General features: G+C 66.1%; 20 protein-coding genes, 1 tRNA gene and 1 pseudogene. 7 read left to right on the forward strand and 15 right to left on the reverse strand.

The genetic code is table 11. From position 1 onward, the window contains the following. Window positions 1-83: 83 nt before the first annotated feature. Complete coding sequence (locus LT948_RS13100; RefSeq protein ID WP_003084976.1) at window positions 84-995, reverse strand: AraC family transcriptional regulator; 912 nt, start codon at window positions 993-995, stop codon at window positions 84-86. Window positions 996-1,112: 117 nt separating this feature from the next. On the opposite strand from LT948_RS13100, the gene LT948_RS13105 reads away from it, so the two are divergent. Next, entirely contained in the window at window positions 1,113-1,451 is a 339-nt protein-coding gene (locus LT948_RS13105; RefSeq protein ID WP_003084980.1) for a carboxymuconolactone decarboxylase family protein, read from the forward strand. Here LT948_RS13105 and LT948_RS13110 read toward each other — a convergent pair. Beyond that, entirely contained in the window at window positions 1,441-1,956 is a 516-nt protein-coding gene (locus tag LT948_RS13110) for a hypothetical protein (protein ID WP_003117947.1), read from the reverse strand. The genes LT948_RS13105 and LT948_RS13110 overlap by 11 nt on opposite strands. Before the next feature lie 187 nt (window positions 1,957-2,143). Between LT948_RS13110 and LT948_RS13115 the strand changes: the two genes are divergently transcribed. Next, the gene (locus tag LT948_RS13115; RefSeq protein ID WP_003084988.1) at window positions 2,144-2,302 is read left to right on the forward strand and encodes a YqaE/Pmp3 family membrane protein; all 159 of its coding nucleotides are present in this window, start codon (window positions 2,144-2,146) and stop codon (window positions 2,300-2,302) included. A 9-nt stretch (window positions 2,303-2,311) separates the two neighbouring features. On the opposite strand, the gene LT948_RS13120 is transcribed toward LT948_RS13115, so the two are convergent. The 5 genes from LT948_RS13120 to impA all read right to left on the reverse strand — a co-directional run bounded on the left by LT948_RS13120 (window position 2,312) and on the right by impA (window position 7,183). Continuing rightward, complete coding sequence (locus LT948_RS13120; RefSeq protein ID WP_003084991.1) at window positions 2,312-2,770, reverse strand: DUF6985 domain-containing protein; 459 nt, start codon at window positions 2,768-2,770, stop codon at window positions 2,312-2,314. 15 nt (window positions 2,771-2,785) lie between these two features. Next, window positions 2,786-3,256 (reverse strand): hypothetical protein, encoded by a 471-nt coding sequence (locus LT948_RS13125; RefSeq protein ID WP_003084993.1) that lies wholly within the window; start codon window positions 3,254-3,256, stop codon window positions 2,786-2,788. Between the two features lie 13 nt (window positions 3,257-3,269). Next, the gene (locus tag LT948_RS13130; protein WP_003084996.1) at window positions 3,270-3,617 is read right to left on the reverse strand and encodes an SMI1/KNR4 family protein; all 348 of its coding nucleotides are present in this window, start codon (window positions 3,615-3,617) and stop codon (window positions 3,270-3,272) included. Continuing rightward, on the reverse strand, window positions 3,607-4,221 hold the full coding sequence (locus LT948_RS13135; RefSeq protein WP_003084998.1) for a DMP19 family protein: 615 nt from the start codon (window positions 4,219-4,221) through the stop codon (window positions 3,607-3,609). Before LT948_RS13135 ends, LT948_RS13130 begins: the two co-directional genes overlap by 11 nt. Before the next feature lie 190 nt (window positions 4,222-4,411). Beyond that, window positions 4,412-7,183: an ImpA family metalloprotease gene (gene impA / locus LT948_RS13140; RefSeq protein WP_023443534.1), complete on the reverse strand. Its 2,772-nt coding sequence runs from the start codon at window positions 7,181-7,183 to the stop codon at window positions 4,412-4,414. 99 nt (window positions 7,184-7,282) lie between these two features. On the opposite strand from impA, the gene LT948_RS13145 reads away from it, so the two are divergent. Next, window positions 7,283-7,426, forward strand: a complete 144-nt coding sequence (locus LT948_RS13145) for a hypothetical protein (protein WP_003085001.1) — start codon at window positions 7,283-7,285, stop codon at window positions 7,424-7,426. Between the two features lie 418 nt (window positions 7,427-7,844). Then, a pseudogene (locus LT948_RS13150) lies at window positions 7,845-8,132 on the forward strand (type II toxin-antitoxin system HipA family toxin); the annotation flags it as partial. A gap of 129 nt (window positions 8,133-8,261) precedes the next feature. Here LT948_RS13150 and LT948_RS13155 read toward each other — a convergent pair. The 6 genes from LT948_RS13155 to rpsU form a co-directional block, all read right to left on the reverse strand. Continuing rightward, window positions 8,262-8,338: transfer RNA gene (locus tag LT948_RS13155), tRNA-Ile, on the reverse strand. Between the two features lie 16 nt (window positions 8,339-8,354). Then, complete coding sequence (locus LT948_RS13160; protein WP_023098400.1) at window positions 8,355-12,092, reverse strand: bifunctional diguanylate cyclase/phosphodiesterase; 3,738 nt, start codon at window positions 12,090-12,092, stop codon at window positions 8,355-8,357. Window positions 12,093-12,198: 106 nt separating this feature from the next. Beyond that, window positions 12,199-14,052 (reverse strand): RNA polymerase sigma factor RpoD, encoded by a 1,854-nt coding sequence (rpoD, locus tag LT948_RS13165; RefSeq protein WP_003085035.1) that lies wholly within the window; start codon window positions 14,050-14,052, stop codon window positions 12,199-12,201. Between the two features lie 79 nt (window positions 14,053-14,131). Then, window positions 14,132-16,126, reverse strand: a complete 1,995-nt coding sequence (dnaG, locus tag LT948_RS13170) for a DNA primase (RefSeq protein WP_003118894.1) — start codon at window positions 16,124-16,126, stop codon at window positions 14,132-14,134. Window positions 16,127-16,208: 82 nt separating this feature from the next. Next, on the reverse strand, window positions 16,209-16,658 hold the full coding sequence (locus LT948_RS13175) for a GatB/YqeY domain-containing protein (RefSeq protein ID WP_023097166.1): 450 nt from the start codon (window positions 16,656-16,658) through the stop codon (window positions 16,209-16,211). Between the two features lie 69 nt (window positions 16,659-16,727). Continuing rightward, window positions 16,728-16,943, reverse strand: coding sequence for a 30S ribosomal protein S21 (gene rpsU / locus LT948_RS13180; RefSeq protein WP_003085057.1), 216 nt, complete (start codon window positions 16,941-16,943; stop codon window positions 16,728-16,730). Between the two features lie 200 nt (window positions 16,944-17,143). Between rpsU and tsaD the strand changes: the two genes are divergently transcribed. Further along, complete coding sequence (tsaD, locus tag LT948_RS13185) at window positions 17,144-18,169, forward strand: tRNA (adenosine(37)-N6)-threonylcarbamoyltransferase complex transferase subunit TsaD (RefSeq protein WP_046602637.1); 1,026 nt, start codon at window positions 17,144-17,146, stop codon at window positions 18,167-18,169. A gap of 78 nt (window positions 18,170-18,247) precedes the next feature. Here the strand turns inward: tsaD and plsY are convergent, their stop codons facing one another. Then, window positions 18,248-18,817 carry a glycerol-3-phosphate 1-O-acyltransferase PlsY gene (plsY, locus tag LT948_RS13190; protein WP_003085061.1) on the reverse strand — a complete coding sequence of 190 codons (570 nt, stop codon included), beginning with the start codon at window positions 18,815-18,817 and terminating at the stop codon, window positions 18,248-18,250. An 83-nt stretch (window positions 18,818-18,900) separates the two neighbouring features. On the opposite strand from plsY, the gene folB reads away from it, so the two are divergent. Both folB and folK read left to right on the forward strand, forming a co-directional pair. Beyond that, window positions 18,901-19,254, forward strand: coding sequence for a dihydroneopterin aldolase (gene folB / locus LT948_RS13195; protein ID WP_003099587.1), 354 nt, complete (start codon window positions 18,901-18,903; stop codon window positions 19,252-19,254). Continuing rightward, the gene (gene folK / locus LT948_RS13200; RefSeq protein WP_023107736.1) at window positions 19,245-19,787 is read left to right on the forward strand and encodes a 2-amino-4-hydroxy-6-hydroxymethyldihydropteridine diphosphokinase; all 543 of its coding nucleotides are present in this window, start codon (window positions 19,245-19,247) and stop codon (window positions 19,785-19,787) included. Before folB ends, folK begins: the two co-directional genes overlap by 10 nt. Here the strand turns inward: folK and LT948_RS13205 are convergent. Further along, window positions 19,760-20,992 (reverse strand): multifunctional CCA addition/repair protein, encoded by a 1,233-nt coding sequence (locus LT948_RS13205; protein WP_003099584.1) that lies wholly within the window; start codon window positions 20,990-20,992, stop codon window positions 19,760-19,762. The genes folK and LT948_RS13205 overlap by 28 nt on opposite strands. Window positions 20,993-21,008: the final 16 nt, after the last annotated feature.

Raw genomic sequence — 21,008 nt, forward strand, 5'->3', positions numbered from 1 at the left:
TGTCAGTGAATTCGTACAGGATGTTGCGAAAATCATTCACATTGCATAGCAGCGGATCGCCGAAATGTGCGCCGGTAGCGCTTTCAGCGAGCGGAGTCGGCCTGGCGGCGGAAACGGCCCGGCGATTCGCCGAAGGCCTGGCGGAAATTGCGGGAAAACGCCGCCTCCGACTGGTAGCCGGTCTCGGCGGCGATATCCAGCAGGCTCTTCTGCGTTTGTCGCAGCAGGCCGCGGGCCTTTTCCATGCGGATGCGGGTCAGCAGGTTCCACGGCGAGGTCCCGCCGAGGGCGGAGAAGGCGCGGACGAAACTGGCCCGCGACATCGCCGCCTGCTGGGCAAGCTGTTCCAGGGTCCAGGCATGCTCCGGGCGTTCCAGCATGGCCCGCAGGGCTCGTCCCAGGCGGGCGTCGCCCAGCAGGCCGAACAGGCCGTCGCCCAGCGGTTGGCGGTCCAGGTAGGCGCGCAGGGCCAGGGCGAACAGCGCGGTGGCCAGCGCGTCGATGATCGAGCGGGCGCCGCTGCGGGTGCTCTCGGCTTCCTCGCGCATCAACCCGATCAGCGCGCGCAGGGGCTGCTGGGTCGACTCGTCCATATGCACCAGCAGGCGCTCGGGGAGCGCGCCGAACAGGCTGGCACCGGCGTGGTAGCGGTAGCTGCCGCAAAGCATGTCGAGGGCCTCGCCGGGGCCGTTCAACTGGTACAGCGGGATGCTGCCGCGGCGCTCTACGGTGGGTTCGCAGGGTTGCGCCGGGCTGTCGCTGCGCAGGAGGTGCGGGGTGCCGCGTGGCAACAGGATCAGGTCGCCGGGATGCAGGTCGAGGCGAGCGCCATCGAGGAATTCGCAATAGCAGGTGCCGGCCATGACGATATGGAAGGTCGCCTCGCCGGGCACCGCTTGCGGGTGCTCCAGCGCCCAGCTGCCCTGTAGCTGGCAGCGCTGGTCGAGGCGGCCCTGCAGGTTGGCGAGCTGGATGAGCCGGTCGAGTGGGTCCATGGGATGAGCCGATCAGGTCGAAAGTAGAGACGCATGGGCAGGCGGCGCGGTCCAGACTGGTCGAGACTGGTAACCCGACGCGCCACTCCCGGCGCGAAAGCAACGGAGAATATCACCATGCTGAACAACTGGACCGAGTTCGTCCCCGCCGTGAAAAAAGCCTTCGGTGCCCTGGGCAAGCAACACCCGAAGATGCTCGCCGCCTATGGCGCGCTGGAGGAAGCCAGCGCCGAGGGCGCCCTGGATGCCAAGACCCGCGAACTGATCTCCATCGCCGTGGCTATTACCACCCGTTGCGACGGTTGCATCGGCGTGCACACCGAGGCCGCGCTGAAGGCCGGCGCCAGCGAGGCGGAAATCGCCCAGACCCTGGCTACCGCCATCTCCCTGAATGCCGGCGCCGCCTATGTCTATTCGCTGCGCGCGCTGGAAGCCTACGACCAGTTCAAAAAGTGAGGCCGTACAGGCGCTGCAGGTAGAACAGCAACCCCAGCCAGGCCACCAGGGCCAGCCAGCCCAGCCCCAGCAGGCCCTTGCGCAGCAGCGTCGAGGGCCTGCCGTGGAGCAGGTCGACCAGGCTCAGCACGCCGCCGAGCAGCAGCAGGCCGAGCAGCGCCTGGGTGTACTGGGCGAAACTCGGCGACAACGCCTCGTCGCCGTGGGCGGCATAGTTGTACAGGTTCCAGGCGCAGATCAGCGTCGCCGGCAGCAGCGCCAGCAGCGCGCCGAGCCAGCGCCCGCGGACATGCAGGAGGAAGCCCGCGAGCAGGCCGACCAGCCCGGTACCCAGCGGTAGCAGCGCCAGGCCCTGGCTGAGGTAGACCAGGTCGACGCCGTCGGCGAGCGCCATCGGGGTGACGAAACGGTAGCTGCCGCTGGCGCAGAGCAGCACCGAAAGCAGCAACAGGGCGTAGCCCGGCAGGTACGGCCAGAAGGCGGGACGCGGGGGCAGGTCGGACATGGATGTTCCTTGCGGGTTGTCCGCTCGCATGAGCGTAGGCTCAAGCGTACCGCTGCGCGTGACAGGCGGCGAGTACCGTTGCGGTTGAACCCTCCGCGAATGGCGGGAGTCAGTCATAGGGTGACGCGAAAAAACGCCGGCTCACGCGCCGGACACCGTATCGACCCTGGACCAAGGAGTTCCGTTCATGGACCTGATCCGCATCCTCATCGCCATCCTCCTGCCGCCGCTGGGCGTGTTCCTGCAAGTCGGCTTCGGCGGCGCCTTCTGGCTGAACATCCTGCTCACCCTGCTCGGCTACATCCCGGGCATCGTCCACGCGGTGTACATCATCGCCAAGCGTTGAGGCCCCTGCTCAGGCGTAGTTCCATGGTTCCTTCACGGTGAAGTCCCGCCACGGGTCTTCGCCGTGGAAGGGGCCGACATAGAGCACCTCGCCGCCCCGGACGATCCATTCCATACCGTGTTCGCGGTCCCATTCGCAGTTCAGCGACAGGTGGATCACCGCTTCGTCGCCCTGTTCCGGGTCGGGCACGATCAGCTCGCCCGGCTCGATCCGTTCCAGCACCCCGCGCGCCGGCGCGACTTCCTCCGCAGACTCGCCCAGCCGCTCCAGGCGCGCGGCGCGGTAGCGCAGGCTGGCGGCACAAAGCCGCTCGACCACGGCGTCATCCAGTTCGTCGAGGGCTCGGGCGCAGCGCCAGGCGTAGGCGTCGTCGGCCTCGTTCTCGATGAACAGGCTGATGTAGCGCCGGTACAGGCGCCAATACACTTCGCCCATGTTCGCATCGTCCAGGTTGCGGATCAGTTCCATGCGTGGTCTCCCTGTTCAGCAGCGTTCGGTGAGGGCGATGCCACGGCCGTCGCCGAAGCCATCGTGTACGTGCAGCCACAGCGGGATCGGCCAGGCCCAGCCGCCGGCCTTCCACCAGCACTCGGCGAACCAGGCTTGCAGCGTATCGGCGAGCAGGTCGACGCCGCCGAAGCCGTCGGCGAAATAGGCTTCGTCGAAATCCGGGGCATGTCCCAGGCCGAGCGCCAGGTCCAGCGCCTTGCCGGGAAACAGGCGCGGGTCGCTGGCGTCCACCCGGTTGCTGGCGCCATTCAGGTACAACCACGCTTCCGCTGCGTCGCGTCCGTCCTCGCCGAGGAACAGTTGGATCTCGCCGTCGCGCAGTCCTTCCTCCAAGGGTTGCCGGAGCAGCTCGCGCAGGTGCTGGATCACGCCCGGCGCGGCGCGTTGCAGGTCGCGGCGGTAGCGCTCGCGGAATTGTTCGGGGCTGAGGCCGAAAGGAATCATGGGCGTTTCTCCGTCATTCGGGCAGGCAGGGCCCGGCTTCCAGCCAGGCCTCCAGGCTGGGTGCCAGGGGTTCGAAGCAGTCCGGCGTCATCGCGCCATGGTCGACCAGGAACAGCGCCTGCCAGTGGTCGTCCAGCGCCATCACCACGGCGCGGCCGCCGCTGTCGTCGCCTATGGCCAGGTAACCGGGGCAGTAGAGAGAGGTTTCGAAGGCCCGGTTGCGTTCCAGCAACTCGTCGGCGGCGTAGAGCAGCAGGTCCGGCTCGACGAGGCGGCCGCCGTGCTGCTCCAGAGCGGCGACGAAGGCAGCCGGCAGCGGTTGTCCGAGCCAGGCCTCTAGGGCATCCAATTCAGGCTTCATCGGGCTCGTCCAGGGCGAACAATGCATGGTGGCGGGCATGGGCCAGCAGGCGTTCGCCCAGCGCGTCGGCCAGGGCGTAGAAGCGCGTGTCCAGCGCATCCAGGGCCGCTTCGCAGTCGCGGTCGGGTTCATCGGCCCAGGTCGGCATGCGCAACTGGCGTTCGGCCTGGGAGACTGGCACCGGACCGTCGCCGAACAGCAGGGCGGCGGCTCGCTCCAGCAGGGCCAGGGCGTCCTCCGCCTCCAACTCGCGAAGACCCGCGCGCGCCGCCTGGTACTGGTCGCCGGAGGAGTTGCCGAAGTACTGGTCGAAGCCGCCGTTGTGCACTTCGCCGCTGAGCACGCTCACTGCGTAGTAGCTCCGTTCGGCCGGCGACAGCCCGGCGAATCCCTCGCGGCCATCGTAGACGCGATTCACCAGCGCGCTCCAGTACAGCGCCTGCGGACTCGCCAGGTAGCGCCGTCGCTCCGTGTGGAAACGCTTGCCATCCTCGATGTTCTGCCGGTAGCCGCCCTTGCAGGGCATGCACAGTCCGTCGTTCCTCGCCGCCGTGGTCGGCAGGATGAGATGGCCGCAGGCGCGGCAGGGAAGGCGGTCGGTCATGAGCGGTCCTTGCTGGTGGAAGGGGCTCATTATTGCGCAGGATCGTTCAGCTTGAACGACAGTTTGGCTTGCCAGCCTGGCACGGCATTGCCCGCTGGCATGGCCGACCCTCTCTCCCGTCGGGGAGAGGGGCATGAGGACCGGCGCGGAGCGAGAAGCATCACCCCGCGCCAGCCCCCTCAGCTACGACTCACGGAAACGGCCACGCCGGCGACCCCTGGCTCATGTCCAGAAGCTTCACCGTGCTGTATTCGTTGGTCCGGTTGTTGGCATAGAAGAACGCCGGCTGCTCGGCGAAACCGTAGGCCGCCACCTGCGCCTGGGCCGCTGCCGAGGTATGGATGCCCCATAGCGCGAAGGTTGGCCGCTGGTCGCGCTGGGTCAGCCAGGACAGGCCGATCAGCAGGTTGTCGTTGCCGTCGGTGCTGCTGGCGTCGCCGCTGTTGCCCGGGCGCTGCGCGTAGCTGGCGTAGCCGAGGGCGGCCTTGTTGGCGTCCCAGTCGGACTTGTCCACCTGGCGCTGGTGCAGGTAGAGCAGGGTCCAGATATCCCAACCCTGCAGCGGATCGTTCTTCAGGTCGGCCCAGTAGTGCACCCACTGGGTATAGAAGGCCATTCGCTCGCCGTTCAGCGCGTAGGTGCCCGGGTCTTCCCATAGGCGCTTGTATACGCCGGCCAGCGGATCGGCCTCGGCGCGTCCGGCGACGATCAGGTTGTAGGCGTTGCGGTAGTTGACCCGCGTATCGTCGAGGTTCTGCCCGAACTCGCGGAGCACGCGCCAGTCCTTGTGCAACGGAAATATCTGGTTGGAGATTTCGCCCGAGCGCCCGCCGTAGACCTTCAGTCGATTCACTTGCAGGTTGTGGCCCAGCTCATGGCTTTCGCCCCAGCCACGCGGGTTCAGGCCCCAGGTCTGGTCGTAGGGGTTGCCGCTGCAACCGCCGCCGCACTGGGCGTACTGGTCGACGTTGATGTGCTGGGTGCCGGGCAGCTTGTGCAGGGTCTCGCTGTCGCAGTCCCAGCCGCGCACCGCGCATTCCTGCTGGATTGCCGGAGTCTTCGCCTGGTTGGGAATGGCGAAGCCGGCCAGGGTGTAGGCGTCGTCGATGAACACCTCGTTCAACTCACGGATGAAGCGCTGGACGTCGCCGCCATAGTCCTTGTCGATCGAGCCACGGACCTTCTCCACCTTGGCGTGGACCTCCACCGAGCCGCTGCGGATCTCCAGCCAGTCGGCCTTGTCGGCGTCCAGCGCCTGGATGAAGTCGGCAATCGCCTGGCTGCTGTCCTCGCCCGGCTGGATGTCGAGGAACGGCTGGCTGGCCGCGCCGGTTACCTTGACGGTTACCGTCTGTCCCGGCGTGGCGCCGCTGTAGACCAGTTGCAACAGGCCGCCGTAGGGCGATACCAGCGCCACCGACTGGTTTGCCTGGAGCTTGATGTCCGGGCTCTTGAGGAAGCGCGGGCGGTCATACTGGCGGGTATTCCACAGCCGCGTCGAGCCGATGCGCTGGGTGTTCAGGCCGACCGCCAGGCTGGCCTGGCCAGCGTCTTCGATGCGAATGCTCAGGCGCTTGCCCGGCGCCGCCATGCGGCCGATGGCGGTGAAGCCCTGGGCCGACGGCAAGGTGAGGGTCAGGGTTTCCTCCGAGCCCGATACCGGCATCGACTGTTGGCGCTGGCCGGCGTAGCTGCCCAGTTCCTTCTGCGCCGCGCCGGCCTCGCGCACGTAGCCGACGATGGCGTCGGCGACGAAGGTTTCCTGGAAGCGCGCCGTGTCGGCGGCCTTGTCCATCGGGTAGCGGATGTTCTGCCGCACCGCGTCGGCCCACAGCAGCCAGAGCCGCAGCGAGGTGGTGCCGGGCAGGGCGAAGAGGTTCTGCGCCTTCTGGTTGTAGGCGTCGAGGGCGCCTTTCAGTACATCGACGCGCTTGCTGAAGTCGCTCAGTCCCGGCACGTCGTCGCAGGTGGTGCGACCGACGTAGGAGGTGCATTTCGACCAGTCGTAGTCCGTGCGCCAGCTACCGTCGACGATCTGCTGCACCAGCGCCGGATCCTGGCCGTAGGCACCGCCCAGCTCGACCGAACGCGCCCGGGTGCGGCTGGATGGCACCGCGTCCTTGTCCCAGTAGTTGCCGCCGTAGGGGCCTTCCTGCAGGCCCAGGCCGGAGAGGATCTGCTGGCCGGTGCTGCTCTGGTTCCAGCCATTGGTGTGCACGAAGAGGATCGGCAGCCCGGCCTGTAGCCGTGCGCGCACCGTGGCGCTCAGGCTAGCGGCGCTGGCGCCGTTGCCCAGTACCAGCAATTTGCTGGCGCTGGCGCAACTGGCGTCGGTCAGCGCGTTGCAGGCGGCGTCCGCCGGTTGCAGGCCGGCGCTCTTCAGGCCGTTGAGGGTGGCGGTCTTGTCCACCCCGACCACGCTGACCTTGAAGTCCTTCGCAGTGGCCGCGCCCGGGTCGCCGTTCACCAGCCACTGCACCGCCCGCTTCAGCAGCGGCGCGTGGGCGGCATTGGCCCCGCTCAGTTGGGTGAGCACGTTGGTGCCATAGGCCAGCCCGCGGCCGCCGGCCTCCAGGCTCAGGCTGGCGAGCACGCGCCCCTTGTCGCCGATGAGGAAGGGCAGGGTATTGTCCGGGTTGGCCGGCAGGACCCACATGCTGGCGGCGCCAGGATCATAGGCTTGGCTGAGGTTCTGGTAGAGACCGTCGAGCAACTGCGTGCGGGTCTGGCGGATGCGCTCGACCTGCTGCTGCAGGCGCAGGGCGACCAGGTGGCTGTCGGTCAGTTGCGAGGAATCCCCGCTGACCAGTGCCGCATCGAGGATTTCTTCCTGGGTGGCCGCCTGGGCGGACAGCGCGCCAGCCAGGCAGAAACCGGCCAGCAACGCTCGGTGGCGAGGGATGGGTGAGCGACTCATGTTCTCTCCTTGCAGTGAGGGAAATGCAGTGGTGGACAAGCTCACAACTGGCGCTATCGGCCCGTGGAGGGCGGCATATTGTTATGGGTGCGCCGGGTATCGCGTCGAACAGGGAATGGGCCTCGGACAATGCCGGAAATACGCATGGGCGATCCGCTGCATCGAACGAGTCAAGGCGAGAGGAGCATGTTGGGAAAGGCGGAAAAACTATCTGTTCTGGTTGTTTTTGAACTGCGTCTGATTATTTGGATTTTATTTTTACCGATTGTTCGAAGCGCTCTGGAATAGGCGCTCCAGCGTTTCCTGTGACGAAACGATCCAGACTTTGGTTAGGGTCTTGGAAAATACCGAGGATGTATTTCTAGAGCTGTCGATCGAGTTGGAAGTTACAGTTTCATGAAGGTTTAAGTGCTTCGAAGTTACCGCGTTGGCGATGGAATCGATATCGTCCGGTAGTGCCTTCGGAAGTGCCTGATAAGTGCCTTCCCACGCTCAGGCGGCGAGCAGAGCGCCACGTCCATCGGATTCCGCTCCGCCAGCGCCAGTTCGCCTTCGCCGAAACTTGCGCTGCTGCCGCCGACACCCTGCGATTGATCGCGCAGTGGGGGGCGATTCACACCAAAGCCTGTGACCTGCAGCACGGCTCGCCGGTGCAACGGTAGAGACCTATCGGCAGGTGCTGGAAACCTGCCGCCAGCACTGCTGCGAATTGCGCTTGGCACCGGCCTACGACATCGTCAACACCACGGCTTATATCCCGCAAGATGTACTGGCGCTGGATGTCGTAGGCAACAAGACCCTCTTTGCCTCGCGACAGGGGCTGCTGGAGTTCGCTCAGGTCTGCGATGTCGCTCGGCCAACAGAGGTGATCCGCGAGCAATTGCAAGCACTGGAGCGGGTGTTGGCCCGCTCAACTGAGCTGAGCGAGCAGGCCCTGCATGTGGTCGCGGCAATCAGGCAATGTGCCGTTCCGTTTATGCAGACGTTTGGCTAGCGCACTCGGAAAGATCAACGAGCTGACCACGCTCGAAAACGCGGTAAGGGGAGATGGTCAGCCGCTGGAAGGCACTCGGGGCGGGACAGACCCAAAAGCTTGAAGCCGCGCAGTGCGCGGCTTTGAAGGTGGTGGGCCCACACGGACTCGAACCGTGGACCAAAGGATTATGAGTCCTCTGCTCTAACCGACTGAGCTATAGGCCCCCAGAAGGTCGGCGGATTATACCGGCGCTTCTCGGGGAGCGCCAATCGGCTGGCGCGGTTTGAGGAATTTGCTGGCGAACAGCTCGGCCGGCAGCGGCGGGCTGAGGACGAAGCCCTGGATCTGCTCGCAGCCTTCGTGGGTGAGGAAGCTCTGCTGACCTTCGGTTTCCACGCCTTCGGCGATCACCGTGAGCTGCATGCTGCGGCCGAGGGCGATGATGGCGCGGGTGATGGCGGCATCGTGGGGATCGTCGGGAAGGCCGCGGATGAACGACTTGTCGATCTTCAGGATGTCCAGCGGCAGGCGCTTGAGGTAGCTGAGCGAGGAGTAGCCGGTGCCGAAGTCGTCGATCGCCAGCTGTACGCCGAGACGCTTGAGGCCGTGGAGGACGGCGAGGGCCTCCTCGGTCTGGTTCATGATGAAGCTCTCGGTGATTTCCAGTTGCAGCCGCGACGGTTCCAGGCCGGACTGCTCCAGCAGTTGCTCGAGGCGTTCGATCAGTTGCGGCTGGCCGAGCTGGGCGCCGGCGAGGTTGACCGACAGCGGGCCGAACGGTGCGTGCAGCTTTTGCCATTCGCCCATCTGCTGGCAGGCGTGTTCCAGCACCCAGTCGCCGAGGGGCAGGATCAGGCCGCAATCCTCGGCGAGGGGGATGAAGCGCTCCGGGGAAATTTCCCCGAACAGCGGATGGTACCAGCGCACCAGCGCCTCGGCGCCGACCAGCAAGCCGCTCTCCAGGCTCAGCTTGGGTTGGTAGTAGAGCTGCAACTCGTCGCGCTCGAGGGCGCGGCGCAGTTCGGTTTCCAGCGCCATGCGCTCGGTGGCCAGGTAGGTCAGTTCGCGGGTGTAGTACTCGATGCGGCTGCGGCCCCGCGACTTGGCGCGGTACATGGCGGCGTCGGCGTTCTTCACCAGGGTCGGGGCGTCGTCGCCGTCCTTGGGGAACAGGGCGATGCCGACGCTGGCGCTGACGAAGAATTCATGACCGTCGGCCTGGAACGGCGCGGTGAAGGCATTCAGCAGCTTGCGCGCGACGTGCTCGGCGTCGCTTTCCTGGTGCAGGCCTGGGAGCAGGATGATGAATTCGTCGCCCCCCAGGCGGGCCACGGTATCGACGTCGCGCAACTGGTCGCGCAGGCGTTCGGCGATGGCCTTGAGCAGCAGGTCGCCGATGGGATGGCCGAGGCTGTCGTTGATGTGCTTGAAGCGGTCCAGGTCGATGAACAGCACGGCGCCGGGACGACTCTCTTCGCGGGCCTCGTCGAGGGCGTGATTGAGCCGGCTCTCGAACAGCAGGCGATTGGGCAGGCCGGTGAGCGGATCGTGGTGGGCCTGGTAGTCGAGCCGGGCCTGGGCGTACTTGAGGGTGGAGATATCGGCGAAGACGCCGACGAAGTGGGTGATCTCGCCCTGCGGATTGTGTACCGCGCTGATGGTCAGCCATTCGGGGTACAGCTCGCCGGTCTTGCGTCGGTTCCAGATCTCGCCCTGCCAGTGCCCGTCGCGCTCCAGCTGGTTCCACATGGCGAGGTAGAAGCTGGAGTCGTGTTGTCCGGAGGAGAGCAGGCTGGGCGAGCGTCCCAGCGCCTCCTGCTCGCTGTAGCCGGTGATCTCGCTGAAGGCGCGGTTGACCGCGGTGATGCGTTGGCGGGTATCGGTGATCATCACGCCTTCGGCGGTGCTTTCGAAGACGGTGGCGGCCTGCTGCAGCTTCTCCTGCATGAGCTGGCGCTCGGTGATATCGCGGGCGATGGTCAGCACGCAGTCCTCGCCATCGATGCTGATCCGGTGGGCGGACATCTCGCACTGGCGGATGCCACCGTTGCGGTCCCGTACAGGGGCGGTGAAGCCCTGGGTCAGGGTGTGGTGGCGTACCAGCGAGATCAGGCGCTTGCGGTCCTCGGTGTCGACCCACAGGCCGAGTTCGAGCGTGGAGCGGGAGATGACCTCGTCGCGGCGGTAGCCGGTGAGACGGGTGAAGCCTTCGTTCACGTCGATCAGCGTGCCGTCTTCGAGGCGGCTGATCAGCAGACCGTCGGGGTAGGCATGGAAGGCGTTGGCGAACTTCTCCTCGGAGATCCGCAGCAGTTCCTGGGTCTCCACCAGGTGGGTGATGTCGCGGATCACCACCACCAGCGCCGGTGTCTGGTCGAGGGCCACGTGCTGGGCGCTGAGCAGCGCGCTGAAGGTACTGCCATTGCGGCGCCGCAGGGGCACCTCGAGGTTGGTCAGGTTGCCGTGGCCGAGCTTTTCCAGGACCTGCGGGCCCAGGCCGGGGAGTGCCCAGATGCCCAGTTCGGTGGCGGTCTTGCCGATGGCGTCGTCGGCGGCGATGCCGATCTGCTGCTCGAAGGTGTTGTTCACCGCGAGGAAGCGGCCGTCGGCGCCATTGGCCAGTACCACCATGTCCGGACAGTGGTGGAACACCGAAGCGAACTTCTGTTCGGACAGGCGCATGGCCTGCTCGGTGAGCTTGGCCTCGGTGATGTCGATCATCAGACCGCGCAGGAGCAGGTCCCGGCCTTGCGCGATCGGGGTGACCAGATCGCGAATCCAGACCACCCGGCCGTCGGCGGCGAGCATCCGGTAGTCGAAGCTGTGGTCGCGTCCGGCCTGGCTTTCGCTCATGCAGTAGTGGATGGCGTACTCGGCGTCCATGGGGTGCAGGGTCCGCTGCCAGAAGCCCGGCTGCAGCCATTCGCCGAGGGGATAGCCGAGCAGGCGTTCGGCGTGGGGCGAGACGTAGGTGAAGCGGTTCTCCTCGAGGCGCATTTCCCAGGCGATGGCATTCAGGCTTTCCACCAGTCCCCGGTAGTGCTGTTCGCTGTCGCGCAGTTCGCGCTCCAATTGCCGCCGGCGACTCACCTCGCGGCGCAGGCGGCGATTCATGGCCAGCAGTATGGCGACCGAGACCAGGATCAGCAGGACGATGGGAAGGCCGTAGGTCGCCATCTCGCGCCAGGCCGGACGTCGGTCGAGCAGGCCGCCGACCCAGGGGGCCTGGAGTCGCTCGATCTCCTCGGCGCTGAGGTCGGCGAGGACCTTGTCGACGATCCCGGCGAGGATCGGTTGTCCGCGCGGCACGGCCATCGCCAGTTGGTAGCGGTATGGCGTCTCGCCGCTGATCTCCAGGCCGTTGAGCTTGAGCTGGCGGAGGTTCCATACGCTGGAGGCGAAGTCGCCGACGAAGGCGTCGGCCTGGCCGGTGGCCAGCGCCTGCAGGGCTGCCGCTACCGAAGGCAGCGGCAGCAGGGTGAGGTCGGGATGCTGGGCGATCAGCAGTTCGTGAGGAGCATAGTGGTCGACCACCGCGACCTTGAGTCCGTAGAGCTCGTCGATGCGCTTCGGCATCGGGCCGTTCTTGCGTGCCAGGATGATGATCGGGAAGTCCAGGTAGGGCCGGGTGAAGCTCAGATACTCCTGGCGCTCCGGGGTAGCCATGATGCCGGGCAGCAGGTCCAGCCGACCGTCCTTGGCCTGCTCCAGGACCTGCGTCCAGGTCTTCGGTTCGACAGGCGTCAGGCTGACGCCCAGGCGTTCCTGCAGCAGGCTGACGTAGCCGGCGGCGAGTCCCTGGTAGCGGCCCTGTTCGTCGCGGAACTCGAATGGCGGCCAGGAGGTGTCCACGCCCAGGCGGATGCTCGGGTGCTCGGCCAGCCAGGCCCGTTCCTCGGGCGTGAGCGTGAGGGCGCCGGCCAGCCCCGGCCAGCAGCAGGCCAGACACAGGAGAAGCACGGCCTGCAGACGCTGCATGAGGCGGTCTCGCGGTGGACGGGAATATAAGCGGAAGTGTAGACGCCGGGCGGCGGGGCAAGCGGCAAAGAAAAACCCCCGGTTTTTCAGGCCGGGGGTTCGTTCGTCACTCGTCGAGGAAGGAGCGCAGGTGCTCGCTTCGCGACGGATGGCGCAGCTTGCGCAACGCCTTGGCTTCGATCTGGCGGATCCGCTCGCGGGTCACATCGAACTGCTTGCCGACTTCCTCGAGGGTGTGGTCGGTGTTCATGTCGATGCCGAAGCGCATGCGCAGCACCTTGGCTTCCCGGGCAGTGAGGCCGGCGAGGACTTCGCGGGTGGATTCCTTGAGGCTCTCGCTGGTCGCCATCTCGATCGGCGACTGCATGGTGGAGTCCTCGATGAAATCGCCCAGGTGCGAATCTTCGTCGTCACCGATCGGGGTTTCCATGGAGATCGGCTCTTTGGCGATCTTCAGTACCTTGCGGATCTTGTCCTCAGGCATGTCCATGCGCTCGCCAAGCTCTTCCGGGGTGGGCTCGCGACCCATTTCCTGGAGCATCTGGCGGGAGATGCGGTTGAGCTTGTTGATCGTCTCGATCATGTGCACCGGGATGCGGATGGTGCGTGCCTGGTCGGCGATCGAACGGGTGATCGCCTGGCGAATCCACCAGGTGGCGTAGGTGGAGAACTTGTAGCCGCGACGGTATTCGAACTTGTCCACCGCCTTCATCAGGCCGATGTTGCCTTCCTGGATCAGGTCGAGGAATTGCAGGCCGCGGTTGGTGTACTTCTTGGCGATGGAAATCACCAGGCGCAGGTTGGCCTCGACCATTTCCTTCTTCGCCCGGCGAGCCTTGGCTTCGCCGATCGACATCGCGCGGTTGATTTCCTTGATCTCGGCGACGGTCAGCTCGACCTCGCTTTCCAGGGCCGCCAGCTTCTGCTGGTTGCGCAGAATGTCGTCGCGCAGGCGCTCGATGGCCTCGGCGTACTTCGGCTTGCTCTTCAGGACGCTGTCGACCCACTTCTCGTCGGTCTCGTGGTTCGGGAACAGGCGCAGGAAGTCGGCACGCGGCATGCGCGCGTCACGCACGCAGAGCTGCATGATGGCGCGTTCCTGGGCGCGCACGCCTTCCAGGGCGGAGCGCACGCGGGCGACCAGGGCGTCGAACTGCTTGGGCACCAGCTTGATCGGCATGAACAGCTCGGCCAGGCCGGTGAGTTCGGCGGTGGCCTGCTTGCTGCCGCGACCGTGCTTCTTCAGGGCCTTCTTGGCCTTGTCGAGCTGCTCGGAGACCGCGGTGAAACGCAGGCGGGCTTCTTCCGGATCCGGACCGCCGTCGCCTTCGTCGTCGCTGTCGCTGCTGTCGTCGCTTTCTTCTTCCTCGTCGTCCTTCTCTTTCGAGTCGGCGGAATCGTCCTTCAGGTTGACCGGCTCCACCTCTTCGGCGGGCAGGCTGCCGTCATCGGGATCGATATAGCCGCTGAGGACGTCGGAGAGGCGACCGCCTTCGGCGACGATGCGATTGTAGTCGGCCAGGATGCTGTCCACCGTGCCCGGGAACTGGGCGATGGCGCTCATCACTTCGCGGATGCCTTCCTCGATGCGCTTGGCGATTTCGATCTCGCCTTCGCGGGTCAGCAGTTCCACGGTACCCATTTCACGCATGTACATGCGTACCGGGTCGGTGGTGCGACCGATGTCGCTTTCCACCGCGGCCAGGGCCGCTGCGGCTTCTTCCGCTGCGGCTTCGTCGGTATCCGCCTCGGCCAGCAACAGGGCATCCGCATCCGGGGCTGTCTCGAATACGTTGATCCCCATGTCGTTGATCATGCGGATGATGTCTTCCACCTGTTCCGGATCGGAAATATCCTCCGGCAGGTGGTCGTTGACCTCCGCGTAAGTCAGGTATCCCTGCTCACGGCCTCGGGCGATCAACTCTTTCAGACGAGATTGCTGTTGCGCTTTTCCGGACATAACACCCTATCCACTGAAGGTCTTGGCGGGCAAAAAATAAGCAGAGGATTATACCTGATGCCTGGGCTGAGGCGCCAGTTCAGCTCTGGGAAGGCGATGAAGCGGCAACACTGTAGTGCTCTCTGAGCAAGGCTTTCTCTTCATCGGTCAGTTCACTGTAGCTCTTCTGCATGACGCTGCGTAAACGCTCCTCCCGCTCGCCGAAACGCTGGCTCTCGGAGAGTTTAGTAATGGTGTCGAAGAACTGCTTTTCAAGGTTCTCCTGGACGATCAGCCACTCCTTCTCGCCCAGGGCCTGCAGCAGGCGGCCCTGGGGCGTGCCGTGCCAGCGCGCGATGAGTTGCATCGAGCTCTGCCGCGGGTTCTTCTGCAGGGCTTCCAGCAGGGACACCAGCAACTGGGCGTAGGTATCCTGCTCCCTGGCGAGGGTGCCCGCATCGTCGACCTTCAAGGCCAACTGCGGATGATGCAGCAAGGTGCGCAGGGCGTTGAGGGTGGTGGACTCCACGCTGACCGGCGTTCGTTGCGGAGTCTTGAAGTCGCCGCGGCCGCCTTTGTCCCACTTCTTCTTGCCATCCCACTTCTTGCCGTCCCAGGGCTTCTTGTCCTTGTTCCAGCTCTTGCGCGGTTGCGCCTCGCCATAGCCTGGCGCAGCGTCGAACGGCGCATGGGAGGGCTCGTTCTCGTAGTAGGCGCTGGCGGCGAAATAGTCGTCGCCGTCCAAGGCGCCGCTCGCTCCGTGATCCATGGACGACGGTGGCGGGCTGTGGTGCGCCAGTTGTCCGATGTTTTCGCCGGACAGGCCGGTGATTTCCGACAGACGTTGCCGCATCAGCAGGCGCAGGTTGTTCCCGGGAATCTTCTCCAGCAGCGGCGCGGCGAGGGTCGCCAGGTGGGCCTTGCCTTCCAGGGTGGCGGGGTCGGCCTCCAGCATCAGTTGCTGGAAGAAGTACTCCGCCAGCGGCTGGGCCTGCTGGGTGATGCGTGCGCGGAAGGCATCCTCGCCCTCGGCGCGTACCAGGCTGTCCGGGTCCTCCCCCTCGGGGAGGAACAGGAAGCGCACGCGCTTGCCGTCCTGCAGGTTCGGCAGCACCGACTCCAGGGCGCGCCAGGCCGCCTTGCGGCCGGCCTGGTCGCCGTCGAAACAGAACAGGATGCTCGGTACCAGGCGGAACAGGCGCTTGATGTGTTCCTCGCTGGTCGCCGTGCCGAGGGTCGCCACCGCGTTGCGGATGCCTTGCTGGGCCAGGGCGATGACATCCATGTAGCCCTCGACCACCATGATCTCGTCGAGGTCGCGATTCTTCTGCCGGGCCTCGTAGAGTCCGTAGAGTTCCTGGCCCTTGTGGAAGACCGGAGTCTCCGGGGAGTTCAGGTACTTCGGCTTGTCGTCGCCGAGCACCCGGCCGCCGAAGGCGATGATCCGCCCGCGGCTGTCGCGGATCGGGAACATCACGCGATCGCGGAAGCGGTCGTAGCGCTTGCCGGTGTCGCTGTTCTCCACCAGCAGGCCGGCGTCGAGCATGGCCTTGAGTTGCAGGTTGTCGCCACCCAGGTGCTTGAGCAGGTTGTCCCAGCCGGGCGGGGCGAAGCCGAGGCCGAAGTCGCGGGCGATCTCGCCGGTCAGGCCGCGGCCCTTCAGGTAGTTCACCGCGGCCTTGCGCGCCGGGTGGCTTTTCAGCGCCTGCTTGTAGAACTCGGCGGCGGCGCTGAGTAGCGGGTAGAGCGGCGAGTCGGTCGGCTGGCGCGGCGTGTGCCCGCGTCCGCCGCGTTCCTCGCGCGGCACGTCCATGCCAGCACGCTTGGCCAGTTCCTCGACCGCCTGGGGGAACTCCAGCTGGTCGTGGTCCATGACGAAGCCGAGCGCGTTGCCGCCGGCGCCGCAGCCGAAGCAGTAGTAGAACTGCTTGTCCGGGCTGACGGTGAACGAGGGAGTCTTTTCCTTGTGGAACGGGCAGCAGGCGCTGTAGTTCTTGCCGGTTTTCTTCAGCTGGATGCGTGAACTCACCACCTCGACGATGTCGGTGCGGTTCAGCAGGTCATCGATGAAGCTTTGCGGTATCAGGCCGGCCATGGTGTTCTCGAAAACGACGGCGCGTGGGCGCAGAGCGGCAGCATAGCAATTATCGCCGGGCCGATCAGGCCGGCGCGGTGTTTCAGGAGGAGAGGCGCGCCTTCAGGCGCTGGCTGACCTGTGCCATGTCGACGCGACCCTGGACCTGCGGTCGCAGCAGGTTCATCGCCTTGCCCATGTCCTGCGGACCCTGGGCGCCGCTGTCGACGATGCTGCGCTCGATCAGGGCGTCGATCTCATGGTCGTCCAGGGGCTTGGGCATGAAGTCCTGGAGCACGAGGATCTCGGCGGCCTCGACCTCGGAGAGGTCCTGGCGGCCGGCGTCGCTGAACTGGCGCTGGGCGTCGCGGCGCTGCTTGATCATCCGGTCGAGGATCAGCAGGGCTCGGGCGTCATCCACCTCGATGCGTTCGTCGACTTCGACGCGCTTGATGTCCGCGAGGGCCAGGCGCAACGTGGTCAGCCGCGGCTTGTCCTGGGCGCGCATGGCGACCTTGACGGCGTCGAGGAGGCGGGATTTGATTTCGCTCATGGCGGAAAGCCGAAAGCCCGGCCGGGGCCGGGCTGAGGCACGATCACTGACGCGTGGGCGTCGAGTGGATCAGTACAGGCGCTCGCGACGGCGCTGTTCGCGCTGTACTTTCTTCGCGTGGCGCTTCACTGCGGCAGCGGCCTTGCGCTTGCGCTCGGCAGTGGGCTTCTCGTAGAACTCGCGGCTGCGAACTTCAGCCAGTACACCTGCTTTTTCGCAGGAGCGCTTGAAACGACGCAGGGCTACGTCGAAGGGTTCGTTCTCTTTTACTTTGACGGCTGGCATCCAGGTCGTACCTTCACTGATTACCGGGGGTTGAACGTACTCCGGCAAGGTGGCGCGGATACGTCGGTTTTCAAGGGTTGCGGATATTAACGGTTCGGCCGGAGGAATGCAAAGCCTCCGATCGAAAAACACTGGTCTGGCGCAAAGCCGCCGATTATCATGCGCGGCTTCGTATTTGCCAAGCTCTAAGGCTCAAGCCCATGCGCGTGCTGGGACTGGAAACGTCCTGCGACGAAACCGGCGTCGCCCTTTACGACAGCGAACGCGGCCTGCTGGCCGACGCGCTGTTCAGTCAGATCGACCTCCATCGCGTCTACGGCGGCGTCGTGCCCGAGCTGGCCTCGCGCGACCACGTCAAGCGCATGCTGCCGCTGATCCGCCAGGTGCTCGACGAGTCCGGCTGCACGCCGGCGGATATCGACGCGATCGCCTATACCGCCGGTCCCGGCCTGGTCGGCGCCCTGCTGGTGGGGGCTTCCTGTGCCCAGGCGATGGCCTTCGCCTGGGGCGTGCCGGCGGTCGGCGTGCACCACATGGAAGGGCACCTGCTGGCGCCGATGCTGGAAGAGCAGCCACCGCGGTTCCCGTTCGTCGCCTTGCTGGTTTCCGGCGGTCACACCCAGTTGGTGCGGGTGGACGGTATCGGCCGCTACCAGTTGCTTGGCGAATCGGTGGACGATGCCGCCGGCGAAGCCTTCGACAAGACCGCCAAGCTGATCGGCCTGGGCTATCCCGGTGGTCCGGAAATCGCCCGCCTGGCGGAGCGCGGCACTCCTGGCCGCTTCGTGTTCCCGCGGCCGATGACCGATCGCCCCGGCCTGGACTTCAGCTTCAGCGGGCTCAAGACCTTTACCCTGAACACCTGGCAGCGTTGCGTCGAGGCCGGCGACGACAGCGAGCAGACCCGCTGCGACATCGCCATGGCGTTCCAGACCGCGGTGGTCGAGACCCTGCTGATCAAGTGCCGTCGCGCCTTGAAGCAGACCGGCCTGAAGAACCTGGTGATCGCCGGCGGTGTCAGCGCCAACCAGGCGCTGCGCAGCGGCCTGGAAAAGATGCTCGGCGAAATGAAGGGGCAGGTGTTCTACGCCCGCCCGCGCTTCTGCACCGACAATGGCGCGATGATCGCCTACGCCGGCTGCCAGCGCCTGCTCGCCGGCCAGCATGACGGCCCGGCGATCAGCGTCCAGCCGCGCTGGCCGATGGAGTCGCTGCCGGCGGTCTGAGTGGCCGCCAGGTCGCAGTCAGGCAGGTGTCGATGACGCAGCTGGGCCAGACTGCATGAAGTTTTTTCCTTTTATGGATTAGAAATGCCGTTCGCGGCCGGCGAATAGATCGCGTAAGTTGGCGCGGTGCCGCCAGACGATCAGGCCGGTCAGCACGGTCATCGGCAGCAGCGCTCCGGGCTGCTGCCAGGCCAGCAACGGCAGGGTCAGCGGGGTGGCCACCAGCGAGGCGAGCGAGCTGGTGCGCGACAGCTTGAAGGTCAGCAGCCAGGCCGCTGCGGCCAGCAGTACGGCCGGCGGATAGAGGCCGAGGAGCATGCCCGCGGCGGTGGCGACACCCTTGCCGCCGCGGAAGTTGAAGTACAGCGGATACAGGTGGCCGATCACGGCGGCGATGCCGACCCAGGCCTCCTCCATCACGCCGAGCCCCAGCCAGCGGGCGACCAGCACCGGCAACAGGCCTTTGCCGACGTCGCCGAGCAGGGTCAGGATGGCGAGTTTCTTCCCGGCGACGCGCAGCATGTTGGTCGCGCCGGGGTTGCCGGAACCGCTGGCGCGCGGGTCCTGGGTGCCGAACCAGCGGCTGAGCAGGACGGCGAAGGAGAGGGAACCGAGCAGGTAGGCGAGGATCGCCAGTAGCCAGACCATGGATTCCACCGAGGACGAGGATGTCCTCGATTCTAACGGGGCGGCGCACGCTTGTCGTGGCATCCCTTGGAGCGGGTAGCGAAGTGGACAGAGTTTTTATCGAAGGCTTGGAGGTCGATACCGTCATCGGCGTGTACGACTGGGAGCGCGGCATCCGTCAGTGCCTGCGCCTGGACCTGACCCTGGGCTGGGACAACCGTCCGGCCGCCGCGGGCGACGATCTCGCCCTGGCGCTGGACTATGCCGCGTTGTCCGAGCGGGTGCAGGAATTCGCCCGGGAATCGCATTTCCAGTTGGTGGAAACCTTCGCCGAGCGCCTCGCCGAGGTACTGATGGGCGAGCGCGGCATTCCCTGGCTGCGCATCCGCGTGACCAAGCCCGGCGCGGTGCCGGCGGCCCGTGGCGTTGGCGTGGAGATCGAACGCGGATGTCGCTGATCCCGGTCTACCTCGGCCTCGGCAGCAATGTCGAGCGTGAGCGCCACCTGCATGCCGGCCTCGATGCGCTGGCCGGTTTCCTTCATGACCTGCGTTGCTCGCCGGTGTTCGAGAGCGAGCCGGTGGGTATCAAGAGCGGGCCGTTCTTCAACCTGGTGGTGTCTGCCCGCACCGATCTGCCGCTGGCCGAACTGAGCCTGCGACTCAAGCACATCGAGGCCGACAATGGCCGCTATGCGCCAGAGCGCAAGGGGCTGCCGCTGGATATCGACGTGCTGTTCTACGGCGACCTGGTGGGCGATTTCGATGGCCTGGTGCTGCCGCGCGCCGAAGTGCTGAAGAACGCTTTCGTGCTCTGGCCCTTGTCCGAGCTGGCGCCGAACCTGGAGCATCCGGTCGCCCGCCAGCCGCTGGGCGATCTCTGGCGCGAGACGAGGATCCAGCAGAAGCTCTGGCCGGCCCCATTCGAATGGCGTGGCCAGGCGTTGACTCCCGAAGCGCTGCTTCAGGCCTTTCCGCGTTCTTCCTTGTAGGCCTTGAGTGCGGCGAGGCGCGCACGCTTCAGCGCCTCGCCCAGTTCCGCGCCCTTCAAGCCCTTTTCCACCAGCGGCTTCACGCTGACTGCCCGCGCTGCCTGCGCCGCGCCGAGCAGGTAGGCGGCCTGCGGATAGTCACGCTGTTCCAGGCCGAGGCGGCCGCGCGCGTCCATCTCGCTGGCGGCGACGAACTCCTCGAAACGCTGCGGGCGGCGATACACGTCGAAGCTCTGCAACAGCTCCAGCAGTGTATTCGGGCGCAGCTCCAGCGCCCGATGGGCGTGGGTGTGGTACTCGCCCACCAGGCGCGCCAGTTCCTGGCAGTCGCGCGGCACCCTGAAGCGCTGGTTCACCGCATCGATCAACGGCACGCCGCGAGCCTCGTGGGCGATATGGCGGGGCCAGTCCGCTTCGCTGGTGAGCCCCTTGCCCAGGTCGTGCAGCAGGCAGGCCCAGCGTACGCTGAGCGGCTGCCGGTGGCGGGCGCATTGCTGCAATACCGACAGGACATGGACGCCGGTATCGATTTCCGGATGGTGGGCCGCCGGCTGCGGTACGCCGAATAGCGCCTCGACTTCCGGGATCAGTTCGGCCAGGGCGCCGCAGTCGTGCAAGACCTGGATGAAGACCTCGGGGTTGGGTTCCATCAGGGCTCGGGAAATTTCCTTCCAACTGCGCTCCGGGGTCAGCGCCTGCAACTCGCCGGATTCCGCCAGTTGGCGCATCAGGGCGAGGGTTTCGGCGGCGACCCGGAAGCCCAGGCCGGCGTAGCGGGCGGCGAAGCGCGCTACGCGCAGGACCCGCAGGGGATCCTCGGCGAACGCCGGGGAAACGTGGCGCAGCAGGCGCGCCTCGAGGTCGGCCTGGCCGCCGTAGGGGTCTATTACCCGGCCCTGTTCGTCCTCGGCCATGGCGTTGATGGTCAGGTCACGGCGAGTCAGGTCTTCCTCCAGGGTCACCTCGGGGCTGGCATGGAAGGTGAAGCCGCCGTAGCCGCGCCCGCTCTTTCGCTCGGTGCGCGCCAGGGCGTATTCCTCGCCGCTCTGCGGATGAAGGAAGACCGGGAAGTCGGCGCCCACCGGGCGGTAGCCGCGGGCGAGCATCTCGTCGCTGCTGGCACCGACCACCACCCAGTCGATATCGGTGACCGGACGGCCGAGAAGGCGATCGCGCACGGCGCCGCCGACCTTGTAAATCTGCATGGGAATCCTCCGCGTG

It is taken from the genome of Pseudomonas sp. CP-1, from assembly GCF_021213715.1.
Classification (GTDB): Bacteria; Pseudomonadota; Gammaproteobacteria; order Pseudomonadales; family Pseudomonadaceae; genus Pseudomonas; species Pseudomonas aeruginosa.

What these genes read in the sequence shown, in the direction of transcription:
- LT948_RS13100 (WP_003084976.1), bottom strand. Translation starts at nt 995, where the DNA reads ATGGACCCACTCGACCGGCTCATCCAGCTCGCCAACCTGCAGGGCCGC.
- LT948_RS13105 (WP_003084980.1), top strand. Translation starts at nt 1,113, where the DNA reads ATGCTGAACAACTGGACCGAGTTCGTCCCCGCCGTGAAAAAAGCCTTC.
- LT948_RS13110 (WP_003117947.1), bottom strand. Translation starts at nt 1,956, where the DNA reads ATGTCCGACCTGCCCCCGCGTCCCGCCTTCTGGCCGTACCTGCCGGGC.
- LT948_RS13115 (WP_003084988.1), top strand. Translation starts at nt 2,144, where the DNA reads ATGGACCTGATCCGCATCCTCATCGCCATCCTCCTGCCGCCGCTGGGC.
- LT948_RS13120 (WP_003084991.1), bottom strand. Translation starts at nt 2,770, where the DNA reads ATGGAACTGATCCGCAACCTGGACGATGCGAACATGGGCGAAGTGTAT.
- LT948_RS13125 (WP_003084993.1), bottom strand. Translation starts at nt 3,256, where the DNA reads ATGATTCCTTTCGGCCTCAGCCCCGAACAATTCCGCGAGCGCTACCGC.
- LT948_RS13130 (WP_003084996.1), bottom strand. Translation starts at nt 3,617, where the DNA reads ATGAAGCCTGAATTGGATGCCCTAGAGGCCTGGCTCGGACAACCGCTG.
- LT948_RS13135 (WP_003084998.1), bottom strand. Translation starts at nt 4,221, where the DNA reads ATGACCGACCGCCTTCCCTGCCGCGCCTGCGGCCATCTCATCCTGCCG.
- LT948_RS13145 (WP_003085001.1), top strand. Translation starts at nt 7,283, where the DNA reads ATGGGCGATCCGCTGCATCGAACGAGTCAAGGCGAGAGGAGCATGTTG.
- LT948_RS13160 (WP_023098400.1), bottom strand. Translation starts at nt 12,092, where the DNA reads ATGCAGCGTCTGCAGGCCGTGCTTCTCCTGTGTCTGGCCTGCTGCTGG.
- rpoD (WP_003085035.1), bottom strand. Translation starts at nt 14,052, where the DNA reads ATGTCCGGAAAAGCGCAACAGCAATCTCGTCTGAAAGAGTTGATCGCC.
- dnaG (WP_003118894.1), bottom strand. Translation starts at nt 16,126, where the DNA reads ATGGCCGGCCTGATACCGCAAAGCTTCATCGATGACCTGCTGAACCGC.
- LT948_RS13175 (WP_023097166.1), bottom strand. Translation starts at nt 16,658, where the DNA reads ATGAGCGAAATCAAATCCCGCCTCCTCGACGCCGTCAAGGTCGCCATG.
- rpsU (WP_003085057.1), bottom strand. Translation starts at nt 16,943, where the DNA reads ATGCCAGCCGTCAAAGTAAAAGAGAACGAACCCTTCGACGTAGCCCTG.
- tsaD (WP_046602637.1), top strand. Translation starts at nt 17,144, where the DNA reads ATGCGCGTGCTGGGACTGGAAACGTCCTGCGACGAAACCGGCGTCGCC.
- plsY (WP_003085061.1), bottom strand. Translation starts at nt 18,817, where the DNA reads ATGGTCTGGCTACTGGCGATCCTCGCCTACCTGCTCGGTTCCCTCTCC.
- folK (WP_023107736.1), top strand. Translation starts at nt 19,245, where the DNA reads ATGTCGCTGATCCCGGTCTACCTCGGCCTCGGCAGCAATGTCGAGCGT.
- LT948_RS13205 (WP_003099584.1), bottom strand. Translation starts at nt 20,992, where the DNA reads ATGCAGATTTACAAGGTCGGCGGCGCCGTGCGCGATCGCCTTCTCGGC.